The sequence below is a fragment of the Pectobacterium colocasium genome, from assembly GCF_020181655.1.
In the GTDB taxonomy this organism is placed as follows: domain Bacteria; phylum Pseudomonadota; class Gammaproteobacteria; order Enterobacterales; family Enterobacteriaceae; genus Pectobacterium; species Pectobacterium colocasium.
Genome location: NZ_CP084032.1, coordinates 695201 through 707973, shown reverse-complemented (window position 1 = coordinate 707973; position 12773 = coordinate 695201). Strand labels below are relative to the sequence as shown.

At 49.8% G+C, this 12773-nt stretch carries 10 protein-coding genes and 1 tRNA gene; 4 read left to right on the top strand and 7 right to left on the bottom strand.

Annotation, left to right across the window (positions count from 1 at the left end; genetic code table 11):
- Nucleotides 1-9: 9 nt before the first annotated feature.
- From LCF41_RS03225 to LCF41_RS03215, 3 genes are all read left to right on the top strand, one after another.
- The gene (locus tag LCF41_RS03225) at nt 10-4086 is read left to right on the top strand and encodes a non-ribosomal peptide synthetase (protein ID WP_225086859.1); all 4077 of its coding nucleotides are present in this window, start codon (nt 10-12) and stop codon (nt 4084-4086) included.
- Nucleotides 4087-4151: 65 nt separating this feature from the next.
- Nucleotides 4152-4778: a hypothetical protein gene (locus tag LCF41_RS03220; RefSeq protein ID WP_225086858.1), complete on the top strand. Its 627-nt coding sequence runs from the start codon at nt 4152-4154 to the stop codon at nt 4776-4778.
- 26 nt (nt 4779-4804) lie between these two features.
- Nucleotides 4805-5842 carry an NADP-dependent oxidoreductase gene (locus tag LCF41_RS03215; RefSeq protein ID WP_225086857.1) on the top strand — a complete coding sequence of 346 codons (1038 nt, stop codon included), beginning with the start codon at nt 4805-4807 and terminating at the stop codon, nt 5840-5842.
- Between the two features lie 62 nt (nt 5843-5904).
- On the opposite strand, the gene LCF41_RS03210 is transcribed toward LCF41_RS03215, so the two are convergent.
- The 6 genes from LCF41_RS03210 to rlmE all read right to left on the bottom strand — a co-directional run bounded on the left by LCF41_RS03210 (nt 5905) and on the right by rlmE (nt 11669).
- Nucleotides 5905-5991: transfer RNA gene (locus LCF41_RS03210), tRNA-Leu, on the bottom strand.
- Between the two features lie 24 nt (nt 5992-6015).
- A complete protein-coding gene (gene secG / locus LCF41_RS03205; RefSeq protein WP_225086856.1) occupies nt 6016-6348 on the bottom strand; it encodes a preprotein translocase subunit SecG in 333 nt (110 codons plus the stop codon).
- A 377-nt stretch (nt 6349-6725) separates the two neighbouring features.
- Entirely contained in the window at nt 6726-8063 is a 1338-nt protein-coding gene (gene glmM, locus LCF41_RS03200; protein WP_225086855.1) for a phosphoglucosamine mutase, read from the bottom strand.
- 7 nt (nt 8064-8070) lie between these two features.
- Entirely contained in the window at nt 8071-8904 is an 834-nt protein-coding gene (gene folP / locus LCF41_RS03195) for a dihydropteroate synthase (protein ID WP_225086854.1), read from the bottom strand.
- 117 nt (nt 8905-9021) lie between these two features.
- Nucleotides 9022-10983, bottom strand: a complete 1962-nt coding sequence (ftsH, locus tag LCF41_RS03190; protein ID WP_225086853.1) for an ATP-dependent zinc metalloprotease FtsH — start codon at nt 10981-10983, stop codon at nt 9022-9024.
- Between the two features lie 56 nt (nt 10984-11039).
- Nucleotides 11040-11669, bottom strand: coding sequence for a 23S rRNA (uridine(2552)-2'-O)-methyltransferase RlmE (gene rlmE / locus LCF41_RS03185; protein ID WP_012773268.1), 630 nt, complete (start codon nt 11667-11669; stop codon nt 11040-11042).
- 143 nt (nt 11670-11812) lie between these two features.
- Between rlmE and yhbY the strand changes: the two genes are divergently transcribed.
- Entirely contained in the window at nt 11813-12106 is a 294-nt protein-coding gene (yhbY, locus tag LCF41_RS03180; protein WP_010283039.1) for a ribosome assembly RNA-binding protein YhbY, read from the top strand.
- Between the two features lie 128 nt (nt 12107-12234).
- On the opposite strand, the gene greA is transcribed toward yhbY, so the two are convergent.
- Entirely contained in the window at nt 12235-12711 is a 477-nt protein-coding gene (greA, locus tag LCF41_RS03175; RefSeq protein ID WP_012773267.1) for a transcription elongation factor GreA, read from the bottom strand.
- Nucleotides 12712-12773 lie beyond the last annotated feature (62 nt).

Sequence of the window (12773 nt, the reverse complement as noted above, 5' to 3'; positions counted from 1 at the left end):
GACTCGATAATGACGCAGCTTCCCACCGCAAAACTGACCTCGCTTAGCCTGGATGAACTCAAAAAACTGGCCAGAGAAAAGAAGAAAGCGAGCAATACATCCTCAGGTAAAACCATTACTCCGCACGCCACTCCAGGCAGAGTCCATTTCCCCATGACCAGCGCGCAGAAGCGTATCTGGATGCTCTCCCAATACCTTGACGATAGCCTGGTTTATAATAATCCGTATGTGCTTGCCTGCAGGATCGAGCACGACATGGAGCCACAGCGAGTACAGCAAACGCTCGACTATCTGATGCAACAACATGACATTCTGCGTACAACATTCCGGCTGGTCGATAACGATGTGTGTCAACACATCGCCAACGATATGTCTTTTCCGTTTAGCTTCGAGGATATCTCCGCGTTCAGCGAAGAAGAGCTTGAAAAATACGTTTCAGAAACTGCCAAAGTGAAAGGAAATATTGTTTTTGATCTGGAGAATGGCCCCTTGGTTTATCTCCATATGGCCAAAATTCATCAGCATGATTATGTCCTGTTCCTGACCTTTCATCACATTATTTCCGACGGGTGGACGGTCAATGTGTTCTTCAAAATGCTGATGGAAAATTATTTCCGTTTGTTACAAGGGGGGACATTACCTATCGAGAAAATGCTCCAGTTCGCCGATTACGCACTGGCAGAAGATCGGTGGTATAGCGAGGGCGAATACCAGACAGGACTGTCCTATTGGGCTAAGAGGTTGGATGGCATCACGGGGCAGTTAGAGCTGGCAACAGACTACCCTCGTCCAGCCAAAATGAGCACCGCAGGCAGCATCACCAGCCAATTCTTTGACTCCTCTTTCTGTCAGCGTTTGCAAACCTGTGCGGCACAGCATCAGGCAACGCAATTCCACGTTATCCTCACGGCATACCAACTCCTGCTGCATAAATATAGCGGACAGCAGGAAATCATCATCGGCGCACCGTTTGCCAACCGCAATTTACCGGCCACGCAAAATATGATGGGGTTATTCATGAACACCCTACCATTACGCTTTGATATCGATCCTGATGCCAGTATCGCTTCGCTGATTGAGGACGTGCGCGTCGAATGTGAAGAAACTCTGAGATATCAGGATGTGCCGTTCAACTATATTCTGGATGAGATTACCTATGTGCGTAATCCCCAGATCAATCCAATCTTCCAGGCAATCTTGACGTATCAGGTCTTCCCCCATTTTCACAGCAGCCATGGCGGGTTCAAATATAAACCGTTAAAAGTGGATTACGGCACTGCAAAACTGGATCTCAACTTATGGGTAGAAGAAGATAAAGATAGCAACGGCCTACTGTTCACCATGAACTACAGCAGCGCGTTATTTTCCAGCAATACTGTCCGACGCATGCTGAATGACTTGCGAGCGACGCTTGAGACCTTAATTAACCAACCGCAGCTCACCGTGCGGGATCTTTCGCTGTTAGGCGACGAAGAGCGTCGGGCGACAATCGCACAATGCCAGCCGGCCGCTAGCACATTCCCGCCCGCGGTTCATCGGCAGTTTGAACAACAGGTACAACAACATCCCGATGCCATCGCGGTTCGCTGTGAAGGCCGTACATTCAGCTATGCTCAGCTCAATGAGCGAGCGAACCAGCTGGCTCATCAGCTCCAGAAAGACGGCATTGCTCATGGGGAGTGTGTCGCGCTGTTCATGCCTAAAAGCGAGTATTACGTCGTCGCGATTCTGGCCGTGTTAAAAGCAGGTGGATGCTACGTTCCAATCGATATCGATCTCCCTGCGCTGCATGTTGAGTTCATCCTGCAAAATTCAGCTGCCCGCTGCGTCATCATCGACGAACAGGCGCCCGGTGATAAGCTCCCCTGCCTCTACGTAAGACAAAACCGCAGCGCCATGCCAGTAAGCAACCCCGCTCAGTCACAAACCGTGACGGATGGCCCGGCTTACATCATTTATACCTCGGGCAGTACCGGCAAACCCAAGGGCGTTCGGGTCAAACACTCACAGCTAAGCCACTACTGTCAGGCTATTCAGCCCGTGCTCAACCTGCCGCCCGATGCCCGCTACGGCATGTTTTCATCCTTCACAACGGACTTAGCACACACGGTGCTGTTTCCTGCACTGATTCACCAGGGTCAGTTGGACGTGATCAGCACGGAATTACTCCGCTCCCCACAAGAGCTGTTCGCTTATCTGGCGCGCTATCCGGTAGATTGCATCAAGATCACGCCGTCGCATTTAGCGACGTTATTAACGTCACCACAGGCTGAAGCGTTATTACCTCGTCAGTTGCTGGTTATCGGTGGGGAACGCGTTCCTCTGTCACTCATCAAGCGTGTACGAGAGTTTCGAACGTCTTGCCGCATCCTCAATCATTATGGCCCAACCGAATGTACGGTCGGCGTCACTACCTATCCGGTGCCAGAAGATCTTAACGCGATCGCCGGTAATTACTTACCCATCGGGAAACCTCTGACCGATAGCCATGTCCTGCTGCTCGATCCTTATCAGCAGCTCGTTCCGACTGGCTTACCGGGTGAAATTTATCTGGGCGGCTCGCATGTCGCAGAAGGGTACATTGGCCTGCCAGATCAAAATAACGCACGCTTTATTCCTCACCCTTACCTTGAGGGCGAACGGCTTTATCGCAGCGGTGACAAAGGCCGTTTCCTGCCTGACGGCAATCTTGAATTTATGGGACGGTTGGATCGCCAGGTTAAAGTACGCGGCTACCGCGTTGAGCTGGCAGAGATCGAACAGGCATTACAACAGGTGGCTAATGCGACTCACGTAGCGATTAAACAAAACACGCTTCCCCACGGGGAAACGGTCTTAACCGCGTACCTGTGCGGCATTGATGAACCTAGTCAGGCCAAAGTTAAAACGGCGCTGCAAAAAAAACTGCCAGACTATATGCAGCCAGAACACTGGGTATGGCTAGAAGCGATGCCATTAACCGCCAGCGGTAAGATAAATTATGCTGCGTTACCCCTGCCCTCAGTAGAAAAGCGCGTAGCATTCCATGCCCCAGAAAATCAGCGTGAACATGACCTACATGAAATTTATCGCGACATTTTACAAAGCGAGACGATTGATACGCAGGAGAGCTTCTTTATCCTTGGCGGGAATTCTCTCAGCGCATTAAAGCTCATCCTGAGCGTTAATCAGCATTTTGGGACATCCCTGTCTCTGGGGCAGTTGTTCGAGAACAGCAGCATTGCCCAGTTGGCGCGTGTGATTGAAGAAAAAGGCACCCAGACTCAAACCGCAAGGGTGACAATCAACCGTGGTCAGCCAGAAGATAAACCCACGTTGCTTTTGATCCACCCCGCTGGCGGTAACGTGCTGTGCTATTCCGCGCTGGCGCGTGAATTGGGCGAGCGCTACCCCATATACGGTATTCAAGTGCCTGATTTCAGCGTTAACCAGCCTTATAACGCCGATATCAAAACGCTTGCCGCGTTCTACCTCTCAGAAGCTGGCGACATCGTTCATCGCTCTCGTCTGGTACTCGGAGGATGGTCTCTCGGCGCAACTATCGCTTTTGAAATGGCGCAGCAGCTCGCGAAAAAAGGCATAACGCCTACGGTATTAGTGTTGGACCAACCTGCACCAGAGATCAACATCGACGGCTCAGCAGGCATGAGCGAGGCTGAACGTCTGGCGTACTTTGCGCATAAAGTGGCTTTGTTTACCGGTGCATCTTTCGATCTTTCAGAGAAGTCGCTTCTAGGCATGAGTAATGAGCAGCGCACAACACGCTTTCTGGCAGAGTTTAAGCGAGTGGGGCTAGTTCCTGACGAGATTGGGCCACAAGAATTTCAGGATTTTCTCAATATCTTACAATCACATATTTACGCAGCAGAGACCTACCGTAGCGAACCTTACCCTGGAAACCTACTGGTCGTCGAAGCGGAGGATATTTTACCTGGGCGAATCCGCCTGCCCGAATCCGGGTTAGGGTGGCATCGCCTGACTGAAGGATGTCTGACCGTGCTGGCAGCTTCTGGCGATCATATCTCAATGATGAACGCACCGCATATTTCACGCATAGCAGAGAAGCTAAAGCGCGTATTGCGATAACACATCCGCCGTCTGCGGTTTCAAATGTTTAACGGCGGTTTGATCACATAAGCGAGGAGAAGCAAATGAGCGATACACCGTCGTTAACCGTTTGGCAATATCTGGTATCACGCGATGCCATCCTAACCATTATCTTACCAATTATTATTTACAATATCGCTTTCTGGCAATGGGGGGCAGGAGCTGCATTATTAATTACAGCTATCTATTCTGGTGTCCTGCAATATATCAGTCGGTGGAAAGGCTACTTGCCGATCATCGCCCTTATTTTGGTTTCAGGCCTAAGCCATTATCTTTATTTGGAAGGGTATATGCTGTTTGATATCAGGCAGGAGAGCGTCTTTTTATCCGTCAGCGGCGCAATGTCCACCGTGATTATCTTCAGCATTTACAGCATGCTCGGGCGTCCAGTCATACAGACACTAGCGGAACAAGCTACGCCAAGACTAAAAACACTTCCTCACTATGGCACCCCACGGTACACCAAAATATGGAACGAAGTCTCATTGGTCTGGATTGTGGCCTATCTGATAAAAGCCATCGTCATTTATACCCTTTCACTCCGGCCTGGATTACCAATGGATACCCTCGTCCTGATCAGCGGTTGGCCTCTAACATTGTTGCTCGTCATTTTCAGCTTCAAATGGCCAAAATATCGCTGGTCCTCACATGCGCAAGATGACGCTGTCTGAACCAGCCATCAAGTCATGCGTAATGAATGATGAATATAGGGAATATTATGAACCCGTTAACAAATAAACTAATCGTACTCGCTCACCATCCTGATGGCCCAGCCCAGTTAGAACACTTTAGGCTTGATGAACGCCATATCAATGCGTTACAACCCGGCGAATACATAGTTGAAAATAAGTGGCTATCTATTGACCAATACACGCGCGCTCGACTCAGTAGAAATACGGCCTTTGTTAGCACTATCAAGCTCGGAGAGGTTATTCAAGGGGAAACAATAGGCAATATCGTAGCAACAAAAAATCCAAAATTTCAGGTTGGAGACTGCGTATTTACCTTTTCAGGCTGGCAGAAATACTATGTCGGTACGCCTCAGGATTTTATTACACACCGCGTACTGCCGACGGCTCTATCACCTTCTATTTTTTTGGGGGCCGCAGGAACACCAGGACGTTCCGCTTATTTTGGCCTGAATAAAATAGCCAAACCCAAAGCAGGAGAAACGTTGGTGGTATCCGCTGCATCAGGAGGTGTCGGTTCAGCCGTCGGACAGCTAGGCAAACAAGCAGGGTGTCGCGTGGTCGGCTTGGCGGGCAGCGAAGAAAAATGCCGTTATGTCGTTGAGACTCTTGGGTTTGATACTTGTATTAATTATAAAGAAGCTGGTTTAGATCAGGCCTTGCGAGCTGCTTGTCCCAACGGAATTGACATCTATTTTGAAAATGTTGGTGGCAGAGTTTCTCTCTTCGTTGCCAGGTTGCTTAACGAAGGTGCCAGAGTTCCTGTTTGTGGCAGCGCGGCACTCTATAATCAAGGGCATGATGTTGATGCTTCAAGCCCGGTGGCATTTTTCTCTTCTTTGCCCGAAGCCCCTCTGAGCCGATTTTTTCTCGTCACTGAGTGGTTCAAAGACTACGCAGAAGCGGACATTTGGCTACTCGATGCCGTTGAGAAAGGGCGATTAAAATATCGAGAGAACATTATTGAGGGAATAGAGAATGCGCCTCAAGCCTTTATCGACTTATTAGACAGTAAACACTTCGGCAAGCAGTTGGTGCGCCTGTAAAGCGCTGAGACCAGAAATTAAAGACAAAAAAATAGACGTCCATTGACGTCTATTTTTTATGTTGGTACCGAGGACGGGACTTGAACCCGTAAGCCCAATCGGGCACTACCACCTCAAGGTAGCGTGTCTACCAATTCCACCACCACGGCATCACAATTACTACTTTAAAACGCTTACTTCGGAATGTCACTCGCCGGCGTTGAAGGCGCAGCAGGCGTTGTCGTCTGCTCGACTTTTTCAGGCTGGCTCAGGTTATCCCAAGCACCGCCTTTTTTCTGCAGCGAACTCAGGTTGCCCAGAATGAGGCTGATAATGAAGAACAGGGTCGCCAGTATCGCCGTCATGCGGGTCATGAAATTACCAGAGCCGCTCGAACCGAACAAAGTGGCAGAAGCACCTGCTCCGAACGAGGCTCCCATATCAGCACCTTTACCCTGCTGAAGCATGATCAAGGCAACCAGCCCGATCGATACTAACAGGAAAATCACTAATAGAGCTTCGTACATAGTCGTACCTGTTAACCGTTTTCTCCATGTCTCATGGAGAATGCTATATTCTGGCGGCAAACCGCGCGTCATTCCGCAAGTCAGATGTCTCAAACATCCCTTATCAAGCGGGTCTGAATACTAACCAAAGGATGTAACGTACGCAAGGGTAATTTGGTCACCGCGGGTTGATTGCAGAAAAAAACAGCGGCTTTCGGCACAAGATGCATGCCAAAAGCCCTATCTGCCTGATTTAATGCCGATCGTTTAAGAATCGAGATACCGGGGGCTACCACGGTGCGAGGTATCCCGGCGGGAACCTCATCACCGTGTTTCCCTCTAAATCTACGCTTAAGTGAACAGTATTATATCTGCCTGATTGGTTAATCAAAAAAACCTCAACCAACAGCTTTCACCGCATCGGCAATGCGGTTTGCCAGCGCGATAACGGTCTCTTCCTGTTCACCCTCAACCATGACACGGATAAGCGGCTCAGTACCGGATTTACGCAGCAACACCCGCCCGCGTCCGGCCAATTCTTTTTCCACATCCTGCGTAATCTGCTGAACGTTTTTATCTTCCAGCGGGTCGTTTTCTCCCGTAAACCGTACGTTGACCAGGATCTGTGGAAACAGCTTCATACCGCTGCATAAATCATGCAGACTCATATGATTTCTCACTATCGCGGTAAGAACCTGCAAACCAGCAATCACACCGTCGCCCGTCGTCGTTTTGTCGAGCAAGATGACATGGCCGGAGTTTTCTGCACCAATGCGCCACCCTTTTGCCTGCATCATTTCTAATACATAGCGATCGCCCACCTTGGCGCGAGCAAACGGGATGCCCAGCTGCTTTAATGCCACCTCAAGCCCCATGTTACTCATCAGCGTGCCCACGGCACCGCCACGCAGTTGCCCTTGGCGTAAACCTTCACGGGCGATGATATACAGAATCTGGTCGCCATCGACTTTGTTGCCCAAATGGTCGACCATGATGAGCCGATCGCCATCGCCGTCAAACGCGAGGCCAACATCCGCTTTCTCAGCCAGCACGCGAGCCTGCAGTAGCCTGACGTCGGTCGCCCCGCACTCTTCATTGATATTCATGCCATCCGGTTCACAGCCAATTGCGATGACTTTAGCACCAAGCTCGCGTAATACGCTGGGGGCGATATGATAGGTCGCACCATTGGCGCAATCGACGACAATCTTTAAACCATTGAGACTCAGTTCGCTCGGGAACGTACCCTTACAAAACTCGATGTAGCGACCAGCGGCGTCAACAATGCGGCTGGCTTTGCCTAATTCAGCAGACTCAACACACGTCAGCGGTTTTTCCAGTTCCGCTTCTATTGCTTCTTCTACGTCATCCGGCAACTTGGTACCGTCAATTGAGAAGAATTTAATACCGTTGTCGTAATACGGGTTATGAGAAGCAGAAATAACGATACCCGCTTCTGCACGGAACGTGCGGGTGAGATAAGCAACCGCTGGCGTCGGCATCGGGCCAGTAAAAGAAGCCGACAACCCCGCCGCTGCCAGCCCGGCTTCCAACGCAGACTCCAGCATGTAGCCTGAAATGCGGGTATCTTTGCCGATAATAATCTTACGAGAACCATGCCGTGCGAGCACTTTCCCCGCAGCCCAACCCAGTTTAAGCACAAAATCAGGGGTAATCGGTGTATTACCAACCTTGCCACGCACGCCATCGGTACCAAAATATTTGCGGTTACTCATCTCGTTTTTATTCCTTCGCAGAAAGGGTCGCCTCAACAATGCGCATGGCATCAGCCGTTTCTTTAACATCGTGCACGCGAATAATCTGTGCTCCCTGCATCGCCGCGATCACAGCACAGGCAACACTACCATGAACACGCTGCGCAGGCGGCACATTAAGGAGTTGTCCAATCATGGATTTCCTCGACATCCCCACCAGAAGCGGCAGTTCAAAACGATGTAATTCGCTCAGGCGAGCCAGAAGCGCATAATTATGGGCAAGATTCTTACCGAATCCGAACCCAGGATCCAGCAATAGCTTACTTTTCGGAATATTGGCGTTCACGCAGCGATCAATCTGCTGTTGCAAGAAATTGCCGATGTCCTGCATCAGGTCATCATAATGCGGCTTATGCTGCATGGTTCTCGGCATCCCCTGCATGTGCATCAGACACACAGGTAGCCCCGTTGCCGCCGCCGCTTCCAGCGCACCTGGCTCTTGCAAAGCGCGAATATCATTAATCAGATGTGCACCTGCCAGCGCTGACGCCGTCATGACTTCCGGCTTTGAAGTATCGACCGAGATCCAGACATCAAACCGCTTAGCGATGGCCTCAACGACAGGCACCACACGTTCCAACTCTTCTTCCGTGCTCACCTCATCTGCCCCAGGGCGTGTTGATTCACCGCCAATATCGATCAGGGCCGCACCAGCGTTAACCATCTCCTGAACATGCAGTAATGCCGCATCAAGCTTGTTGTGTTTTCCGCCATCGGAAAAAGAGTCCGGCGTGACGTTAAGAATACCCATGATACGTGGACAGGAAAGATCCAGCGTTGAGTCTCTGGCAACCAGTTGCATGATTTACCTCCGCATTCTGGTGTAGTTAGCATGAAAGGTGATTCGAAGAACATTCTCAGTAAAAAACCCCAGCCTGAGCTGGGGTTTTGTGAATTACCGATATCAATCGCAGGCGAATTATTTGTCGTCCGCTTGCTCAGACAGGGGGTTACCGGGAGTCGTGTTACCGGAATCAGAATTAGGTGTTTGCGGCTCATCCACTGGCGTAGGGGCTTTAGGTGTCCCACCGCCGTTGCTGGAATCGTTGTCAGAACGAGATGCTTCCCAGCCCGCAGGCGGACGAACCTCTTTCTTGCGACCCATCAAATCGTCAATCTGCGGCGCATCAATGGTTTCATACTTCATCAACGCATCTTTCATTGAGTGAAGGATGTCCATATTTGCCATCAACAGCTCACGAGCACGCACATAGTTACGTTCAATCAGTGATTTCACTTCCTGATCGATGATACGCGCCGTTTCATCTGACATGTGTTTGGCTTTTGCGACAGAACGGCCAAGGAATACTTCGCCCTCTTCTTCTGCATAAAGCAATGGACCCAATTTTTCAGAGAAACCCCACTGCGTCACCATGTTACGAGCAATCGACGTTGCGACTTTGATGTCATTAGACGCGCCAGTCGAAACATGCTCCACGCCGTAAATGATTTCTTCAGCCAGTCGACCACCGTACAGCGTAGAGATCTGGCTTTCCAATTTCTGACGGCTGGCACTGATCGCATCACCTTCAGGCAGGAAGAACGTCACGCCCAGCGCACGACCACGTGGGATGATCGTCACTTTATGAACCGGATCGTGCTCTGGCACCAGACGACCAATGATAGCGTGACCGGCTTCATGGTATGCCGTCGATTCTTTCTGCTTTTCAGTCATAACCATGGAACGGCGCTCGGCACCCATCATGATTTTGTCTTTCGCTTTCTCGAATTCGACCATCGAAACGACACGTTTATTACCACGAGCAGAGAACAATGCGGCTTCGTTAACCAGGTTAGCCAAGTCCGCACCAGAGAAACCTGGAGTCCCACGCGCAATCACTGACGCATCGATATCGGGAGACAGCGGTACGCGACGCATATGCACTTTCAAAATCTGTTCACGACCGCGAACATCCGGCAGGCCAACCACAACCTGACGGTCAAAACGACCGGGACGCAACAAAGCTGGGTCAAGCACATCGGGACGGTTCGTCGCCGCGATAACAATAATGCCTTCGTTGCCTTCAAAGCCGTCCATCTCAACCAGCATTTGGTTCAGCGTTTGTTCACGTTCATCGTGACCACCGCCTAAACCTGCACCACGCTGACGGCCAACGGCATCGATTTCATCGATAAAGATGATACAAGGTGCCGCTTTCTTCGCCTGTTCGAACATATCACGAACGCGAGAAGCACCAACACCAACAAACATTTCAACGAAGTCAGAACCGGAAATCGTAAAGAAAGGGACTTTCGCTTCACCAGCAATCGCCTTCGCCAGCAGCGTTTTACCGGTTCCCGGCGGGCCGACCATCAGAATACCTTTCGGAATCTTACCGCCCAACTTCTGGAAACGGCTAGGTTCACGCAGGTACTCAACCAGTTCGCTAACCTCTTCCTTCGCTTCGTCGCAACCAGCAACATCAGCAAACGTCGTCTTGATCTGATCTTCAGTCAGCATACGCGCTTTGCTCTTGCCGAAGGACATGGCACCTTTACCGCCGCCGCCTTGCATTTGACGCATGAAGAAGATCCAGACGCCAATGAGTAGCAGCATCGGGAACCAGGAAATAAAGATAGAAGCCAACAGGCTTGGCTCTTCCGGTGGCTCACCAACGACTTTCACATTCTTCGTTAGCAGGTTATCCAGTAGCTTGGGGTCATTGACAGGAATGTAAGTCGTGTATCTGTTGCTGTCTTTTTTGATAACACTGATCTCACGCCCGTTAATACGTGCTTCACGGACCTGATCCTGATTCACTTCAGTCAAGAAGGTTGAATAATCCACCCTACGGCCATTCGACTCGCTGGGCCCAAAGCTCTGGAAAACAGACATCAGCACCACTGCGATGACTAACCAGAGAATTAGGTTTTTCGCCATGTCACTCAAGGGATTAACCTCATATTACAACTGTGTTAAAAAACAGCGTTAGGGTACTACAGTTTCCGCCCTGTCGCTACAATATACACTTCACGAGACCGGGCACGTGAGGCGTCTGGTTTACGAATTTTCACTTTCGTAAACAGGGAGCGAATTTCCCGTAGGTATTCATCAAAACCTTCTCCCTGAAACACTTTCACCAGGAAACTTCCGCCTGGCGCTAATACATCCCGACACATACCAAGTGCTAATTCAACCAGATACATCGATTTCGGAATATCAACGGCTGGTGTACCACTCATGTTAGGGGCCATGTCAGACATCACCACCTGAACTTTGCTATCGCCAACCCTTTCGAGCAAGGCTTTGAGGACCAGTTCATCACGAAAGTCCCCTTGCAGGAAATCGACGCCAACAATCGGATCCATCGGTAAAATATCGCACGCGATAATTCGACCATTTCCACCAATTTGCGTGACCACATACTGTGACCAACCGCCAGGTGCAGCGCCTAAATCCACAACCGTCATACCGGGTTTAAACAGTTTGTCGCTCTGTTGTATTTCGTCAAGTTTAAACCAAGCACGTGAGCGCAGCCCTTTTTTCTGGGCCTGCTGCACATATTTATCGCTAAAGTGTTCCTGCAACCAGCGACTGGAACTTGCAGAACGCTTTTTATTCGCCATCGATTTTCCAACTATTCTCAGTAACACGCTCGTGGTGGGGAGAAACTTCTCACATATTACCAATCAGAACAGTCAAATTGGTTATAATCATGAGATGGCGGTAGAATGACCCGTTTTCAATCCCAACCTAAGTAAAAAAGACAATGAACCTAAGTAATAAACAAAAACAACACCTGAAAGGCTTGGCACATCCGCTAAAACCGGTTGTCATGCTGGGCAATAACGGTCTCACCGAAGGTGTTTTGGCTGAGATCGAACAAGCATTGGCGCATCATGAACTGATCAAGATAAAAGTAGCGACAGAAGATCGCGAAACCAAAGCCTTGATTGTCGAGGCCATTGTTCGTGAAACAGGTGCCGCTAACGTTCAGGTCATCGGCCACACGCTGGTGCTGTACCGTCCTGCGAAAGAACGTAAAATTGTGTTACCACGATAACACTTTTTATTTCAGGATACTCAGTTTTAACGGAAAGGTGCCATGCCTCTCGGTTAGAGAAAAGGCCGCAAGCGGCCTTTTTCTTTTCTTTACAATTTTTGCTGTTTTAATCAACAACCCAGCAAAATTTACAGATATTCGACCTTCAGGATCTCATATTCCACATCGCCGCCCGGCGTACGGATGACCACAACGTCATCTTCCTCTTTGCCGATCAGCCCACGCGCAATCGGGGAATTGACAGAGATCAGATTCTGCTTAAAATCCGCCTCATCATCGCCAACAATCCGGTAGGTTTGTTCTTCTTCATTATCCAGGTTCATCACGGTTACCGTTGCGCCAAAAATAACACGTCCGTTCGCCGTCATCTTCGTGACATCGATAACCTGTGCGTTAGACAGCTTCGCTTCAATGTCTTGAATGCGCCCTTCACAAAAGCCCTGCTGCTCGCGTGCGGCGTGGTATTCTGCATTTTCTTTCAGATCGCCGTGCTCACGCGCTTCAGCAATGGCTGCAATAATCTCAGGTCGACGCACAGATTTCAGGTGGTCAAGCTCTTCGCGCAATTTTTCAGCACCACGCAAGGTCATCGGAAATTGTTTCATATTGTCTATACCTCTAAAAAAGTCCGTAAGACTCAAATAATCGTCATCCTGACGCGCTAAAA

Excerpts from the sequence above, each read along its gene's own strand:
- ftsH (WP_225086853.1), bottom strand. The coding sequence starts at position 10,983 with ATGGCGAAAAACCTAATTCTCTGGTTAGTCATCGCAGTGGTGCTGATG.
- LCF41_RS03225 (WP_225086859.1), top strand. The coding sequence starts at position 10 with ATGACGCAGCTTCCCACCGCAAAACTGACCTCGCTTAGCCTGGATGAA.
- greA (WP_012773267.1), bottom strand. The coding sequence starts at position 12,711 with ATGAAACAATTTCCGATGACCTTGCGTGGTGCTGAAAAATTGCGCGAA.
- folP (WP_225086854.1), bottom strand. The coding sequence starts at position 8,904 with ATGCAACTGGTTGCCAGAGACTCAACGCTGGATCTTTCCTGTCCACGT.
- rlmE (WP_012773268.1), bottom strand. The coding sequence starts at position 11,669 with ATGGCGAATAAAAAGCGTTCTGCAAGTTCCAGTCGCTGGTTGCAGGAA.
- LCF41_RS03215 (WP_225086857.1), top strand. The coding sequence starts at position 4,805 with ATGATGAATATAGGGAATATTATGAACCCGTTAACAAATAAACTAATC.
- glmM (WP_225086855.1), bottom strand. The coding sequence starts at position 8,063 with ATGAGTAACCGCAAATATTTTGGTACCGATGGCGTGCGTGGCAAGGTT.
- LCF41_RS03220 (WP_225086858.1), top strand. The coding sequence starts at position 4,152 with ATGAGCGATACACCGTCGTTAACCGTTTGGCAATATCTGGTATCACGC.
- secG (WP_225086856.1), bottom strand. The coding sequence starts at position 6,348 with ATGTACGAAGCTCTATTAGTGATTTTCCTGTTAGTATCGATCGGGCTG.
- yhbY (WP_010283039.1), top strand. The coding sequence starts at position 11,813 with ATGAACCTAAGTAATAAACAAAAACAACACCTGAAAGGCTTGGCACAT.